Origin of the sequence: Allopusillimonas ginsengisoli (assembly GCF_004153455.1) — a bacterium.
Classification (GTDB): Bacteria; Pseudomonadota; Gammaproteobacteria; order Burkholderiales; family Burkholderiaceae_B; genus Allopusillimonas; species Allopusillimonas ginsengisoli.
In genome coordinates this window covers 358,896-374,236 of the sequence record NZ_SDQE01000002.1, presented here as the reverse complement: position 1 = coordinate 374,236, position 15,341 = coordinate 358,896, and the positions used below count along the sequence as shown (strand labels likewise).

Annotated in this window: 15 protein-coding genes; 10 read left to right on the top strand and 5 right to left on the bottom strand. The window is 60.2% G+C overall.

Going from position 1 to position 15,341, the window contains the following annotated elements; translation table 11 throughout:
- Positions 1 to 90 precede the first annotated feature (90 nt).
- Together ERE07_RS06725 and ERE07_RS06720 are read left to right on the top strand one after the other, a co-directional pair.
- Positions 91 to 549: an Lrp/AsnC family transcriptional regulator gene (locus ERE07_RS06725; RefSeq protein ID WP_130008040.1), complete on the top strand. Its 459-nt coding sequence runs from the start codon at positions 91 to 93 to the stop codon at positions 547 to 549.
- A gap of 74 nt (positions 550 to 623) precedes the next feature.
- Positions 624 to 1,121, top strand: coding sequence for a hypothetical protein (locus tag ERE07_RS06720; protein WP_130008039.1), 498 nt, complete (start codon positions 624 to 626; stop codon positions 1,119 to 1,121).
- Positions 1,122 to 1,125: 4 nt separating this feature from the next.
- On the opposite strand, the gene gltX is transcribed toward ERE07_RS06720, so the two are convergent.
- Positions 1,126 to 2,535, bottom strand: coding sequence for a glutamate--tRNA ligase (gene gltX, locus ERE07_RS06715; RefSeq protein WP_130008038.1), 1,410 nt, complete (start codon positions 2,533 to 2,535; stop codon positions 1,126 to 1,128).
- 125 nt (positions 2,536 to 2,660) lie between these two features.
- Between gltX and ERE07_RS06710 the strand changes: the two genes are divergently transcribed.
- Positions 2,661 to 5,132, top strand: coding sequence for a bifunctional acetate--CoA ligase family protein/GNAT family N-acetyltransferase (locus tag ERE07_RS06710; RefSeq protein ID WP_130008037.1), 2,472 nt, complete (start codon positions 2,661 to 2,663; stop codon positions 5,130 to 5,132).
- 53 nt (positions 5,133 to 5,185) lie between these two features.
- Here ERE07_RS06710 and ERE07_RS06705 read toward each other — a convergent pair whose 3' ends face one another.
- Positions 5,186 to 5,860: an alpha/beta hydrolase gene (locus ERE07_RS06705; protein ID WP_130008036.1), complete on the bottom strand. Its 675-nt coding sequence runs from the start codon at positions 5,858 to 5,860 to the stop codon at positions 5,186 to 5,188.
- 2 nt (positions 5,861 to 5,862) lie between these two features.
- Positions 5,863 to 6,480 carry a ribosome biogenesis factor YjgA gene (yjgA, locus tag ERE07_RS06700; protein ID WP_130008035.1) on the bottom strand — a complete coding sequence of 206 codons (618 nt, stop codon included), beginning with the start codon at positions 6,478 to 6,480 and terminating at the stop codon, positions 5,863 to 5,865.
- Positions 6,481 to 6,539: 59 nt separating this feature from the next.
- On the opposite strand from yjgA, the gene pmbA reads away from it, so the two are divergent.
- From pmbA to erpA, 7 genes are all read left to right on the top strand, one after another.
- A complete protein-coding gene (gene pmbA, locus ERE07_RS06695) occupies positions 6,540 to 7,907 on the top strand; it encodes a metalloprotease PmbA (protein WP_130008034.1) in 1,368 nt (455 codons plus the stop codon).
- Positions 7,908 to 8,010: 103 nt separating this feature from the next.
- The gene (locus tag ERE07_RS06690; RefSeq protein ID WP_130008033.1) at positions 8,011 to 9,108 is read left to right on the top strand and encodes a TRAP transporter substrate-binding protein; all 1,098 of its coding nucleotides are present in this window, start codon (positions 8,011 to 8,013) and stop codon (positions 9,106 to 9,108) included.
- 209 nt (positions 9,109 to 9,317) lie between these two features.
- Positions 9,318 to 9,746, top strand: coding sequence for a 50S ribosomal protein L13 (gene rplM, locus ERE07_RS06685; protein ID WP_130008032.1), 429 nt, complete (start codon positions 9,318 to 9,320; stop codon positions 9,744 to 9,746).
- Positions 9,747 to 9,755: 9 nt separating this feature from the next.
- Positions 9,756 to 10,148, top strand: a complete 393-nt coding sequence (gene rpsI, locus ERE07_RS06680) for a 30S ribosomal protein S9 (RefSeq protein ID WP_130008031.1) — start codon at positions 9,756 to 9,758, stop codon at positions 10,146 to 10,148.
- A 177-nt stretch (positions 10,149 to 10,325) separates the two neighbouring features.
- Positions 10,326 to 11,390 (top strand): N-acetyl-gamma-glutamyl-phosphate reductase, encoded by a 1,065-nt coding sequence (gene argC / locus ERE07_RS06675; protein ID WP_130008030.1) that lies wholly within the window; start codon positions 10,326 to 10,328, stop codon positions 11,388 to 11,390.
- A gap of 42 nt (positions 11,391 to 11,432) precedes the next feature.
- Positions 11,433 to 12,296: a DUF6776 family protein gene (locus tag ERE07_RS06670; protein ID WP_130008029.1), complete on the top strand. Its 864-nt coding sequence runs from the start codon at positions 11,433 to 11,435 to the stop codon at positions 12,294 to 12,296.
- Between the two features lie 123 nt (positions 12,297 to 12,419).
- Positions 12,420 to 12,788 (top strand): iron-sulfur cluster insertion protein ErpA, encoded by a 369-nt coding sequence (gene erpA / locus ERE07_RS06665; protein ID WP_130008028.1) that lies wholly within the window; start codon positions 12,420 to 12,422, stop codon positions 12,786 to 12,788.
- On the opposite strand, the gene ERE07_RS06660 is transcribed toward erpA, so the two are convergent.
- Positions 12,789 to 13,925: an anhydro-N-acetylmuramic acid kinase gene (locus ERE07_RS06660; protein WP_130008027.1), complete on the bottom strand. Its 1,137-nt coding sequence runs from the start codon at positions 13,923 to 13,925 to the stop codon at positions 12,789 to 12,791.
- A gap of 1 nt (position 13,926) precedes the next feature.
- Positions 13,927 to 15,300, bottom strand: coding sequence for a M23 family metallopeptidase (locus ERE07_RS06655; protein ID WP_130008026.1), 1,374 nt, complete (start codon positions 15,298 to 15,300; stop codon positions 13,927 to 13,929).
- Positions 15,301 to 15,341 lie beyond the last annotated feature (41 nt).

The window sequence follows — 15,341 nt, the reverse complement described above, 5'->3', positions numbered from 1 at the left end:
CATGATAGACAGGTCCGGCACTGTGTTTATTGCTATTTCATGGCGTAAAATCCCTAGGAAACGAAATAAACATTTCGTGAGGAGGCAAAATTGGATAAAACAGATTTAAAAATACTCAAACATCTCCAACAGGATGGCCGTGCCTCGGCACAGCAACTGTCAGATCGTGTCGGCCTGTCGGCGGCGCCAGTGTGGCGCCGCGTCAAGTCGCTTGAAAGCGCGGGGGTCATCCAGGGCTATTACGCACAAGTGAATCGCAGCATGGTGGGCCTGGATGGCTGCATGTTTGCGCAGATCAGCCTGGAGCGGCACTCCTCAGAGGTCGTGGAAAACTTCGAACGCACCGTGCGCGATGCCCCGGAGATTCTGGAGTGTTATGCCGTCACTGGCGACGCCGATTACCTGCTGAAGGTGGTGGTCGCCAGCCCTGAGGACTATGATCGTTTCCTGCATCGGTTTCTGTTCAATCTGCCCGGCGTCAGGCAAACGCGCACCATTGTGGCACTGCGCGAGATCAAGCACGAAGTGAGGCTGCCTTTTATGATCTGATACGCTTTTTCGATGGTACGATTATTGCGTGGGCACCGCCGTGGGTGGCCCGCTTTTTTGCAAGGAAGGAATACATGCAAGATACCTTACTGCGCCCGCGCATGGTGATCGCTGGCCTGTTCACGGCTGCCATCGCAGCTGGCTGCACCGCGCCCGTCAAGGCGCCGCCTGTCGAGTCGGCGACCCAGCTTCCTTCGTGCCAGGCCGCGGCCAGCCAGGATACGGTGGTAGGAAACTGGCTGAGCGTCCGTCGCGAAAAAGGGGTGCGAGGCGAGCTCCGCACGCTCTTTACCCTGAACCCCGATGGCACCATGGCCTATACAGAGCAGCTGAAGCGCAGCAAGCAGCCCTCACAAGGGTTGGACGAAACCGGCTGCTGGCACCACGACCAGAACACCATCGTGCTGCGCACGCTGGAATCCAATGGCGCGCAGGTCAGCCTGGACGACCCCATCTACACCAATCGCTATAAGCTGGTTTCAGCAGAGGCCGACAAGCTCGTCCTGCAGGCCAGCGACGGCACGCGCATCAACGCGCGCCGCATGTCTCCAGGGTACAGGCTGCCTTTCTAGCGCGCTATGCGGCGGCCAGCCTTTCCAGCACGCACTCGCGGCCCAGTATGGCCAGCACGGCGCTGATCGACGGCGTCTGCTTGCGGCCCGTTACAACAATTCGCAAAGGGATCGCCAGCTTGGGCATCTTGACGCCATGGTCAGCCAGCATGTCTTTGATCAGCCCGTCGACCGATTCCGGCGTCCATTCAGGCAAGGCCTTGGCCTTGTCGGCAAATTCAGCCAGCAGCGCACGTGCGGCGTCGTCTATGTGCGCTGCCATCAGGTCCGGATCGGCTGGCGCATGGGGCGCGCAGAACAGCATTGCGCCTTCGGCCAACTGGTTGAGGGTTTCGGCGCGATCTTTGAGCAGATCCATGACAGCAGGCAGTGCGACCGCCTGCGGATCTCCGCCCAGCTTGACGATGCGTGGCGCAACGTACTCGGCCAGCGCTTCGTTGCTGCACTGCTTGATGTAGTGCGCATTCACCCAATTAAGCTTTTTGGGATCCCATTGGGCGGCTGACTTGGTCAGATTGCGGGTATCGAACCATTCAACCATCTGCTCCCGTGAAAAAATCTCGTCGTCGCCGTGGCTCCAGCCCAGGCGGGCCAGATAATTGATCATTGCGTCCGGCAGGTAGCCGTCCGTGTCGTACTCCATCACGCTGACCGCGCCGTGGCGCTTGGACAGTTTTTCGCCATCCGGCCCGAGTATCATCGGCAAGTGGCCATACTCCGGCACCGTGGCGCCAAGCGCGCGCAGTATGTTGATTTGTCTCGGCGTATTGTTGACATGATCGTCGCCCCGAAGCACGTGCGTGATCTGCATGTCCCAGTCGTCGACCACCACGCAGAAATTATAGGTGGGGGTGCCGTCAGGCCGGGCGATGATCAGGTCGTCGAGCTCGTGGTTGTCGAAGCTGATCGGGCCCTTGATCATGTCGTCCCAACGGGTGACGCCTTCCTGGGGGGTGCGGAATCGCACGACAGGCTTGCGCCCTTGGGGTATCGGCGGCAAAGTCTTGCCCTCTTCGGGCCGCCAGGTGCCGTCATAGCGTGGTTTCAAGCCGGCGGCGCGGGCTTTTTCGCGCATGGCCTCGACTTCCTCGGGGCTGCTGTAACAATGATAGGCGCTGCCCTCGGCCAACATGCGCGCAATGACTTCGCGGTATCGATCCATGCGCTGCATCTGGTAAAAAGGGCCTTCGTCTGGCTGCATGCCCAGCCAGGCCATGCCATCGAGTATGGCCTGGACTGCCTGCGGCGTAGACCGCGCCACATCGGTATCTTCGATACGCAGCACAAACACGCCTTGATGATGGCGGGCAAACGCCCAGGCAAACAGGGCAGTGCGGGCGCCGCCAAGGTGCAGGTAGCCGGTGGGGGAGGGTGCGAAGCGCGTACGAACGCTGGAAGTTGTTGGCGTGGTCATGGTTAGTGTTAGGCTTTGACTTGTTGTGCACTTGCTCAGGGACAGGTGCGCGTAGACAGAGGTATTGATGAAATCGCTGGCTCTATTTTAGAGTACACATAAATTCTTACAGGAATCGGCTTTTTATGCTTCGACATCGCCTGGCTGCCTTGTTTGAGCCCAGCACCATACTCGTGCTCTCCGACAGCACATTGCCCCTGATCGAGCGCTCCCCCCATTGGCTCCAGGGGGCGTGTTCGTGGGCCAAGGTCATTCCAGGGCAGGCGATTGCGCTGGATGCGGGCAGCGCTGGCGTGCCGCCAGATCAGCGTCTGGGTCAGGCGCTCGTGTGCGTTCCGCCTTCGCGCTTGCCCGAAGCGCTCGAGGCGCTCAAGCCGCTGCGTCCGCGTTGCGTCATCCTGCTGCTGCATGAGCAGCCATCGTCCGACCCGGTCGAAGACATGGTGTATTGCCGCTCGTGGGCGACGCTGAACGACTGCGTGCTGCTCGGTCCCCGCAGCTTTGGCGTGCAGCGCCCGCACCTGGAACTCAATCTCAGCCAGCAGCCACGCACAGCGCTGGCAGGTCGCGTCGCGCTGGTAGCGCAATCCCGCTCCATCGCGACAGCCGTGCTGGATTGGGCGCAGGACATCAGCCTGGGTTTTTCCGCCGTTGTGTCGCTGGGAGACGAAGCCGAGCTAGACATGGCAGAGGTACTGGAATATCTCGCCATGGATGCGCGCACTGACAGTATCGTGCTGTACCTCGAAGAGGCGTCCTCCTCCAGGCGCTTCAGCAGCGCCTTGCGGGCGGCCGCCAGCGTCAAGCCCGTGGTGGTGCTGAAAGTGGGGCATTCACTTGAAAGCCGCTCCGTCGAAGACGCCGTATTCAATGCCTTGCTGCGGCGCGCAGGCGCCGTGCGCATTCGCTATTTCGTGCAGCTGTTTTCGGCGCTCAAGGTGCTTGTCTATACGCAGCGCCCGCGCGGCCGCCGCATTGCCTTGTTCTCCAATGGCGGGGGAGCCTCGCAGCTTGCGCTCGATGTCATGGACGACAGCTACGCTGTTATGGCATCCGAGCTCTCTTCATCCACGATCAAGGCGCTGGATCAGCTGCTCGAAGTCGGGTCGCGCACCAGCAACCCGGTGGTCACCTACACACGCCTTACACCTGCGCTGGTGCAAAGTGTTGTCGATGCATTGGTCGCCGATTCCGGTGTGGATGGCGTATTGGTACTGCTGGCGCCCGATCCCTTGTCCGATCTGGAGGCTGTGGCACGGCAATTGGCGGCGCTGGCGCCGGCATCGCGCAAGCCTATCATCACCTGTTTCATGGGGGATGCAACCATGCGGCCTCTGCGCCACATTCTCGACGACGTAGGCACGCCGGCCTTTCGCACGCCGGAATCTGCCGCCAACGCCTTCGGCATCCTGGGTTCCTATCACTACAACCAGACACTGGCGCAGCAGACCTTGCCGCCCGAGCCGCTGTGGTGGGAGCCTCGTCTCGAAGAGGCGCGTCTTCTGGTGCGCCTTGCTCAGCAGGAAGGGCGCCTGACGCTGGCGGCCGAGGCCTGCGCGCAGCTGCTGGACTGCTTTCACGTGCCGGTGCGCTATATGTCGAAGGCCCAGGCGCGCGACACGGATCTGGACGAAGACAACCTGCCCATGGCGATACGCGTGCGTCGCGACGACAAGTTCGGGCCATACATCACCTTTGGCTCGGGCGGCCAGGACGCGCTGATCTCCATGTCGCACAAGGCGCTAGAAGTACCGCCGCTGAATCGTTATCTGGCGCGGCAGCTGGTTCAGCGCAGCACGCTGTGGCGTCGGGCATTATCCAAGCGCATGCTGCCGGTCGCCCACGAGCAACTGCTCGACGCGCTGGAGCGCATCTCGCAACTAATCAGCGAGATGCCCAATATTCTGACACTCACGATAGACCCGCTGCTTGCGGAAGATGATCAACTGTTGGCACTGGACATGCGGGTTGAACTGGCCGCGTCGCCCATGCTGGTATTGCCCGAAACCACCGGGTACCGGCATATGGCAATTCATCCTTACCCACGGCGTCTGGTGCAGGCCAAGGTGTTCAAGGATGGCCGCCCCTGGCTGCTGCGGCCCATACGCCCCGAGGACGCCGAGCCGCTTCAGGACTTCATCCGGGGCTTGTCCGATACCTCGCGCTACATGCGTTTTGTGTCCATGCTGCGCGAGCTCACCCCGCGCATGTTGGCGCGCTACACCCGCATCGATTACGACCGCGAACTGGCGCTGGTGGCGACGGTGCTCGAACCCAATCCCGCGCATCGTGGGCATCCTCGCGAAAAAATCATTGGCTTTGCCCACTACTTGCGTAATGCGGATGGCCGTGGCGCGGAATACGCCCTGGTCATCGGAGACGACTGGCAGCGGCGGGGCCTGGGCGCGCAGTTAATGGGCGCACTGATCGAAGCTGCGCAGGCGCAGGGGCTGACCTATATAGACGGCCTGGTGCTGTCGACCAACCGGCCCATGCTGAGCCTGATGACACATCTGGGCTTCCGAAATGATATCGATGAAGAGGATCCTTCCATGCGACGTGTCTGGTTTGATCTTGGCGAAACAAAGCTTAGCTGATCACGCTCAGAGGGGCGCACGCAGGGCCACGCAGCGCTGCGCCCGGCTGGCGCTCAGGCCAGCACGCGTTTCAGAAAAGCGGCGACGTCGTTGATTTCTTCCAGGGATACGGAATGCGGCATGGAGTAAGTGCGCCACTGGACGTCATAACCCATCTTTACCAGGGCCTGGTGCGAGGCCTGTGCGCGGTCCAGGGCGACCACAGGATCCGTGACGCCATGGCCCATGAAGATCGGCGTCTGCTGATTAGCCGCCGTGCGTTCGGCTTCAGCCTTGTCGGCCAGGGGCAGGTAGCCCGACAGGCAGACCATGCCGGCCAGTTTGCTGTTCAGCCGCAAGCCTGTTTGCAGCGTCATCGCGCAACCTTGGGAGAATCCCGCCAGCACAATGCGCTCCGTGGGGATGCCACGGCTGTTCTCGCGCTCGATCAGGGCCTCGACCGCCTGCTGTGAATCGCGCAGACCGGCTTCGTCTTCGCGGCGTACGAGATCAATGGTGAAAAGGTCGTACCACGCGCGCATGGCCATGCCCTGGTTGATACTGACCGGCCTGACAGGCGCGTGCGGGAAAACAAAACGGATCGCGGGTGAGTCCTGCAGCTGGAGTTCGGGTACCAGCGGCACAAAATCGTTGCCGTCCGCACCCAGTCCATGCAACCAGATAACCGCGCGTTCCGGATTCGGCCCGGTTTCGATTTCTATGCACTCAAGCAGGGCGTTCGTACTCATGGTTACTCCGTATCTTGGCCGGGCGATACGCCGCCGACCAGGGTTTTCAGGGCCTGGAACAGCGCACGGTAATGCTTGCGCTGTGGATCCTGGCCGGGATTGAGTTTTTCGTTGGCCTGGGCTTCTTTGCGGCCAGCGCGAATCAGCGCGCGCAGGTGCTGGGCATCTGCGCCAGGGTATGTTTGCAGCAGGTCGGTAAGGCTGTCGTCGTCGCGCAACAGCAGGTCGCGCAAGGCCTCCAGCCTGTGCATTTCCTTGGTTTGTTCGCGAGAGCCGTTTTCCCAGATATCCAATTGGGCGCGTATGGCTGGTGCATCCGCATCGCGCATCAACTTGCCTACATAGTGAATCTGGCGTCGGCGTCCTTCCCGACTGGTGGTACGCTGCGCAAGTAGCAGCGCATCGTGCAGTTTCTCCGACAAGGGGAGCTGCTTGAGTTGAGACGGCGCCAGATCGACCAACTGCTTGCCCAGATCCTGCAAGGCAAGCATGTCGCGCTTGACCTGGGACTTGCTGGGTCGATCGTAGCCGTTTTCGTCCACACCGGAAACGTCGTGGGCGCCAGTCGTGGCCTGCGCCTTGCCGGGGTGATCGGCGTCGTGGGGAGTATCGGACATCATCAACGTGAAAAAATAGTGCCTAATTGGCTATGATAACCGTCTAAACTGAAAGAGCATCAATGAGCGACCAACCTTCATCTTCACTGCCCATCGAAAAAAACCAAACGTGGTTCCGCGAACTCGTGGCCGATGCCCTGGCCCATGCCAAGACGCTCGGGGCCAGCGACGCCGCGGCCGAAGTCTCCGAAAGTCGTGGCCTGTCCGTAGCCGTTCGGAACAACGACGTCGAAACCGTCGAGCAAACACGCGACCGATCCCTGGATCTCACTGTTTTCGCCGGCAACCGGCGCGGCTCGGCCTCCACCTCGGATTTTTCCGCCAAGGCGCTGCGAGAAACTGTCGAAGCAGCCTGGCACATCGCGCGCTATACCGCCGAGGACCCTGCCGCAGGCCTGCCCGATGCCTCAGCGCTGGCCACCGACTATCCCGACCTTCAATTGCACCATCCCTGGGATATCTCTGCCGAAGACGCGGCCAGCATGGCGATTTCCGCCGAACGCGCTGCGCGCCAGGTCAGCCCGCTGGTCACCAATACTGACGGCGCTTCCGTGGATACTTACGAAGGCCATTTCGTGTTGGGCAATTCGCGGGGTTTCATGGGCGGCTATCCCTACTCCAGGCATTCATTGTCCGTGGCGCCCATTGCCGGGCGTGGCGCATCCATGCACAGGGATTACTGGTATACCACCGCACGCAATGCGCAGAATCTGGCCGATCCTGAAGCGGTCGGGCGCTACGCTGCACAGCGCACCCTGTCGCGTTTGTCTGCCAAGCGGATCAAGACGGGCCGCTTCCCTGTCCTGTTCGAGGCGCCGCTCGCCGTTGGGCTGCTGGGCGCCCTTGTTCAGGCAAGCAGTGGCGGCGCACTCTATCGCAAGGCGAGTTTCCTGCTTGACGCCCTGGGTAAACCTGTCTTGGCGAACCATGTCGATGTTTCCGAGAATCCATTTATTCCCGGCGCCATGGGCAGTTCCGGATTCGACGGCGAAGGCGTGCGCACCAGCGCGCGGGATGTGGTGGCCGGGGGCATATTGCAAGGTTACTTCCTGTCCACCTACACGGCTCGTAAACTGGGAATGCAGACCACAGGCAATGCGGGCGGTTCGCATAACCTGCTCCTGGCATCCCGGCTCACAGACCCAGCCGACGACTTGCCTGCCATGCTGCGCAAAATGGGTACCGGATTCCTGGTTACCGAGCTTATCGGGCAGGGCGTCAATTACGTCACCGGCGATTATTCGCGCGGTGCGTTTGGCTACTGGGTCGAAAACGGAGAAATCCGCCACGCTGTGCAAGAGGTCACCATTGCGGGCAATCTTGCCGACATGTTCCGCCAGATCGCAGCGGTGGGCGCCGACACCATCACACGCGGCTCCAAGACCACAGGCTCCATCCTGATCGAGCAAATGGCCATCGCGGGGCAGTAGCGGGTGATATCAATTGGTTACACAGGCCGCTGCACGGTGTAATATCCCCGGTGGCGGTTAATCACCGTAAAAATAAGTTGTTTTCCCAAAGGAGAGCGTTCAAATGCAACGTCGTTCATTTCTAAAACAGGCGGGCCTGGGAGCCGTGGCCAGCACCGCTATTGCCGCACCCGTCTTCGCCCAGAGCAATCCAAAGATCAGCTGGAAAATGACGTCCACCTATGGGCCGTCGCTTCCGCCCTTGTTTACCACTGCCCAGGCATTTTGCAAGATGGTAGAAGAAGCGTCGGACGGCAATTTTTCGATTCGCCTGTACCCGGCCGGCGAGATCGTGCCAGGCTTTGGCGTCATGGACGCAGTGGGCAATCGCACCGTGGAATGCGGTCAAACTGCCTCCTACTACTACTATGGCAAAGACCCATCATTTTGCTTTGATACGGCCGTTCCCTTTGGCCTGAATGCACGCCAGATGGATGCCTGGATGTACGAAGGCGATGGCATGAAGCTGATGCGCGAACTGTTCGCGCCGCGACACATCATCAACTTCCCCCTGGGCAACACCGGCACTCAGATGGGCGGTTGGTATCGCAAGGAAATCAAAACCATCGAGGACCTCAAGGGTCTCAAGATGCGTACGGCGGGCTTTGCCGGCGAAGTGCTGTCGCGCATGGGCGTGGTTCCACAGCAGGTTCCCCCTGGCGATATCTACCCTTCGCTGGAAAAAGGCACGCTGGATGCCGTCGAGTTCGTAGGCCCCGTCGACGACGAAAAACTGGGCTTTCACAAGGTCGCCAAGTACTACTACTATCCCGGCTGGTGGGAAGGCGGTGCGCAAGTGTCGCTGTATGTCAACGATACGGCCTACAACGAGCTGCCCAAGCAATATCAGTCGCTGATCGACACCGCAACGCGTGCCGCCGGCTCGCGCATGGTTGCCAATTACGATGCGCACAACCCCGCAGCCCTGCGCCGCCTGATCGCTGCCGGCGCCGTGCTCAAGGCATTCCCGCGTGATGTCATGGATGCGTCGTTCAAAACATCCAACGAGCTCTATAAAGAGTTTTGCGACAAGAACGCCATGTTCAAAAAAATCTACGACAACTACATGGGTTTCCGCGATGGCGTCGTACCATGGTTCCGTGTTGCCGAAGGCGCGTACGACAACTATCTGGGTATTGCCCTGGCGAGCCAGAAAAAGTAATCCCGCCAGGGCGATGTGCCCGGGCCAGCCGGCAGGGGCCTGATGCAGAAATGCACCAGACCCCTGCCGGCTTTGGTGTTTGTTGAGTAGATATTTACGCCAAGTATGTTATTATGTTGGACTTTTCTGGCTGTTTGTACGGGCAAATTACAATGCCTTGACAGGATAGTGGCAGCAGAAAATCTCCCAACTTTTAATTAGGACCCATCATGAAGACCTTTGTGGCCAAGCCGCATGAAGTCAAGCGTGACTGGTACGTGATTGACGCCAAGGGCAAAGTCCTCGGTCGTGTGGCCAGCGAAGTCGCACGCCGTCTGCGTGGCAAGCACAAGCCTGAATTCACGCCCCACGTTGACACCGGCGACTATATCGTCATTATCAACGCTGCTGACATCGTTGTTACCGGCAACAAGTCGGAAGACAAAAAATACTTCCGTCACTCCACGTACCCCGGCGGCATCACCGAAACCAACTTCCGGAAAATGCAAGAGCGTTTCCCCGGCCGTGCCATCCAGAAAGCCGTCAAAGGCATGCTCCCCAAGGGGCCTCTGGGTTACGCCATGGCCAAGAAGCTGAAGGTTTACGCCGGCGCAGAGCATCCGCATTCGGCTCAACAGCCAAAGCCGCTGGAATTCTAAGGATAGGTCATGATCGGTAACTGGAACTATGGAACAGGCCGCCGCAAAACGTCGGTGGCTCGCGTGTTCTTGAAAAAAGGCTCGGGCAAGATCGTCGTCAACGGCAAGCCTGTTGATGAATACTTTGCTCGCGAAACCGGCCGTATGGTCGTTCGCCAACCCCTGGAACTCACCAATCACCTCGAATCGTTCGACTTCCACGTCAACGTGCAGGGCGGTGGTGAAAGCGGCCAGGCTGGCGCAGTGCGTCACGGCATTACCCGCGCGCTGATCGACTACGACGAGTCACTCAAGCCCTCGCTCAAGCAAGCAGGTTTTGTGACACGCGATGCCCGCGAAGTCGAACGCAAGAAGGTCGGCTTCCACAAGGCTCGCCGTCGCAAGCAGTTCAGCAAGCGCTAAGCCGCTACATCAGGGCCCTGGGCCTGTGCAGTATCAAAACCCCCGGCTCGCCGGGGGTTTTTGCTTGGTGCGCTCGCAGACAAGGTGAGGTTGCAGCAGGGTAACGCTCATGACCAGGTCGGGAACTGTTGCATAATATTCAGACGTATTTTGGTTTAACAGGTATCGGGGATTGCTATGACTACATCAGCGGCAAAGCGTATCAAGGTTGGCATCGTAGGCGGCACGGGTTACACCGGTGTCGAACTGCTGCGATTGCTGTCCCAGCATCCGCATGTCGAGCTGGTTGCGATCACATCGCGCAAGGAAGACGGCATGGCTGTTTCCGAGATGTATCCCAATTTGCGCGGCCACGTGGACCTCAGCTTCAGCACGCCGGACAAGGCGCCGCTGGACAATTGCGATGTGGTGTTCTTTGCAACGCCGCATGGGGTTGCCATGGCGCAGGCCCAGCATCTGCTTGACAATGGCGTGCGCATCATCGATCTGGCGGCGGATTTTCGCCTGCAGGATACAGCCGTCTTCGAGCAGTGGTACAAAATGCCGCATGCCTGTCCGGACATCTTGCGCCAGTCGGTCTATGGGCTGGTGGAACTCAATCGCGACAAAATTGCCCAGGCACAAGTCATTGGCAACCCAGGTTGCTATCCCACCACGGTATTGCTCGGTCTGGCCCCATTGTTCGGCACTGGACGCAAGCTGATTGACGCGTCGCGCATCATTGCGGACTGCAAATCGGGCGTGTCGGGTGCGGGCCGCAAGGCCGATGTGGCAACGCTTTTTTCAGAGGCCAGTGACAACTTCAAGGCCTATGGTGTGGCAGGCCATCGCCATCACCCGGAAATCTCCGAGCAGCTTAATGCGCTGGCGGGCGAACAGGTGGGGCTTACCTTCGTGCCTCACCTGGTACCCATGATACGTGGCATGTTCTCCACCCTTTACACGACCATCCTCCCCCAGGCACTGGATACGGACTTTCAGGCGCTCTACGAGCAGCGCTACGCCAATGAGCCATTTGTGGATGTCATGCCGGCGGGCAGCGTGCCTGAAACCAGATCGGTTCGGGCGTCGAATCACTTGCGTATCGCAGTGCACCGCCCAGGCGGCGGGGATCAGCTTATTGTGCTGGTCGCTCAGGACAATCTGGTAAAGGGGGCGTCGGGCCAGGCGGTGCAGAACATGAATCTCATGTTTGGCTTGCCGGAGGCGGCCGGTTTGGGGCACGTAGCTGTGCTTCCTTGATTATTGGGGAACTGTTTTGCGCCAAACCCGGTCTGTGTCAGGATGACAGGCAAACAACCAGAAGCCGCTTCGGCGAAACTTTCCAGCCCTTCTCCTGCAACTTCCGACCAAGACGTTTCCTGTGCCGGGCTGGCGGCGGGCCCGGTAGCCCCCGCGCGCCGTCATGGCCGCCCCTGGGGTGTTATGCTGGTGGCATTGTTCATCGGCTTGGCATTGGGTGGCTTAGGTGGCCGCTACTGGTTCAAGGATCAGGCTACACGCCGCTACGATGCGCTCAAGCAGCGCCTGGAAGCAGAGCTCGTCATCGCCAGGGCCGATCTGGCCAAGGCTCAGGCTCATGTGGATGCCCTGTCCGGGAGCTTGATGGTCGAACAAAGCACGCGCAAGGGTCTGGAAACCTCTCTCGAGGCGGCTCAAGCAGAGCTTGGTCGTACGCGTGAGCAACTGGCATTCTTTGATCAGTTGTTCCCGCCCGGGCCCAAAGGCGCCGTAAGCATTCGGGCGCTGGATGCCGAGCTGCAGGGCAGTACGCTTCAGTATCGGGCGCTGTTTATGCGCAACGCCGTCAATGCACACAAATTTGAAGGCCGAATGCAGTTTGTTGCAAAAGGAACCCGTGATGGCAAGCCGCAAACCCTCACGCTGGAACCCGCCAAGGGTATGCCGCCTGCCGTGGAATCGGCGACCGACACGCCCGAGGAAGCCGTTGATCAATCATCAACCAGCCCGGATGCGGCATCAGATGAGGATAGCGGCAGCTTTGCCCTGGTGTTCAACGAGTTCCAGCGCAGCGCCGGCCTGCTTGATGTGCCGGAAGGCTTCACGCCGACAGCGCTGACGCTTAATGTTCTGGAGGGCGATGCAGTTCGCGCAACGCGCACGATCAACCTGAGCGCCGGCGACTAAGGCAGGTGCGGATGATGAGGCCCGGGCGTATCAGGCACGGTAAATAAGGCAGTGTGCGCACCGGAGTGTTATAGTATTTTGTATATATGAATGTGCTGCCCCCGGGCAGCCACGGAGTGTCAAATGAATACCCTTGTTGAAACCGCTGATCTTCAAGCGCCGCCTTCGCCGCTTATCTTTACGGATGCGGCTGCTTCCAAGGTTAAAGAACTTCTGGAAGAAGAGGGCAATCCCGAACTCAAGCTGCGTGTGTTTGTGCAGGGTGGCGGGTGTTCGGGCTTCCAGTATGGTTTTACCTTTGATGAAACCATTAACGACGACGACACCACCATAGATAAAGAAGGCGTACAGCTACTGGTTGACCCAATGAGCTTTCAGTATCTTGTGGGTGCCGAAATCGACTACAAAGACGACCTCGAAGGCGCCCAGTTTGTCATTCGTAATCCCAACGCCACCTCTACCTGCGGCTGCGGTTCGTCTTTTGTGCCCTGATCAGGGCGTACCGGGGTAGCGGCATCCCAGCAGGCTAGGGTGCCGTGCGCCGGTAACTGTTGGCAATCCGGCATAAACACCGGCCTCATGGGCCCATGCAAGCCAGGCAAAGGCCAAAGCTTCCACCACTTGAACCGGTACCCCCGCGTCCGACGTAGGGGTAACCGGCAGGTTCAGCACGGTTTCCAGCGCACTTACTACGCGGGGATTGCACGCGCCGCCCCCGCACACCAGGACGTCGGCCGCGTCTGGCGCATGCGCTTTTATGGCCTGGGCCGCGCTATGGGCGGTCAGCAGCACCAGCGTGGCCTGGATATCCGCATCTGCCAAGCCTTTTTTCGTGGCTTCAAAGTGGTCCAGCCGTTGCTGGAGCCAGCGTAGGTTGAAGAGGTCCCGTCCGGTAGATTTTGGCGGAGGCAGGGTGAACCAGGGCTCGCTGCCCAGCAGGTATTCGAGCAAATCCGTGTTCGCCGTGCCGGTAGCGCCCCAGGCGCCGTCAGCATCGTAGGCCTGCCCGGTTTTGTCGTGGATCCAGGCGTCGAGCAGTATATTTGCCGGCCCGGTGTCGAATCCACGGACGGGTGAGTCAGACCCCAAGGGCCGCAAAAGCGTGACATTGGCGATGCCACCGAGATTCAATACCGCACGCGGGCGCGTACTCGAAAACATGGCTTGATGAAAGGCCGGCACCAGCGGCGCGCCTTGGCCACCCGCAGCGATATCGCGGGCGCGAAAATCAGCGACGACCGCGATGCCCGTGCGTTCCGCCAGCAAGGCGGGCGCGTTGATCTGTATGGTGTAGCCCGACGCGGGATCGTGCCTGACGGTTTGCCCATGGGCACCGATCGCGCGAACCTCGCAGGCGGCCATGTTGGTTTCCGATAAAAGCTGCAGGCAGGCTTGGGCATAGAGCTCGGCCAGCGCATTGCCGGCCTGCGCCGACCGGGCCAATTCATCAGGCCCGGATGTGTTGAGCGCCAGAAACTCGTTACGCAGCGGCGCCGGCATGGGCAGGGCCGTTGAGGCCAGCACGCGAGGATGGGCCGGATCGGCAAAGTCTGCCAGCACGGCATCCACGCCATCGGTGCTGGTGCCCGACATCAACCCCATGAAGAGCGCGGGCGTTGCGGCGGCCATGTCAGCGGCTGGCTAGCTGCACGTCCTGCGCCAGGGGCTCACGCGAGACAACATTGATCTGGTCGCGGTATTGGGCAACGAGCGCGTTGAATGCCACGCGCTGGGTGTTGTCGAGCGTGCGGGCGACAGGCAGGTCTACCGAGAGCGGGTCGATTGCCTTGTTGGCGACGCGGAACTCGTAATGCAGATGCGGGCCTGTTGCCCAACCGGTGGAGCCAACATACCCGATGATATCGCCCTGGTTCACGCGCGCGCCTTTGCGCAAGCCTTTGGCAAATCGGCTTTGGTGGGCATAGAGCGTGGTGTAGTTGTCGTGATGCTGAAGGATGACAACATTGCCATAGCCATTTTGCCGCCCGACAAAGGATACGACGCCATCCGCGGTTGCGTGGATAGGCGTGCCGGCCGGCGCTGCATAATCTACGCCTTTGTGGGCGCGCCATTTGCCATGTACAGGGTGCTTGCGCAGGCCAAAGGTGGAACTGATGCGGGAGAACTTGATGGAATTGCGCAAGAAAGCGCCTTTCAGGCTGCGTCCGTCGAAGTCGTAGTAGGCGCCGGAGCCGCCTTCGGGTGCGAACCAGACGGCTTCGTAGACTTTGTTTTTGTTCTGGAACTCCAGCGCCAGTATGCGGCCACCGCCAAGCTCTTCGCCGTTGCGGGCATAGTTTTCGTAGACGACCCGGAAGCGGTCGCCGTGGCGAAGATCGCGCAGGAAATCGACCTTGCTGCCCAGAATGTCGGTCATTTGCATGGTGATCGAATCAGGGATGCCGGCGCTGTCTGTTGCGCCGAATAGCGAGCTGTTGATGACGCCTTCGGCGACACGCACCTGCGCCTCGGCATGGGCGCTATGCTCGGCTGCGGCGAAGCTGCCTTGTCCGTCGGGACGGATTTCCAGCCAGCGCGACACATAGCTGCCATCGTCCTGTCTGGCCCCGGGAGTGTGGTTGTACCGCAGCCAGACAAGGGCGCCGCTGTCGTCCAGAGCCGCCTGCACGGTACGGCCGGGGTACAGCTTGTAGATGGCTCGGGCGTTTTTGTTCTGTACCAGGAACTGCTGCAGGCCGGACTCGCTGATGCGCAGGCGTTGAAGCAGCGCCGCTAGCGTATCGCCGCGGCGGATCTGGGTTTCGCTGATGTAGGGGGTGTTGGAGCGGATGGGAGTAAGCGTGGCACTGTCGGGGAGGTCTAGCGTTTGGCGGGCCTGGTAGAAGGCGGGCGCTTCGGGTGGTTTGACCACCGCCAGCGCGGCGGCGCCAGCAAATAAGGCAAGGGCGACGAGGACGACCCCGTTCCGGATGAAGTGATGCGAGCGGTGTGTGCGAGTTGTTTCGCGATAAGAGGGAGAGCCAGTGATCCCTTTTTCGTACATAAGAACAGAAACCTAGAAATGCGCTGCGTGAATGACGGATA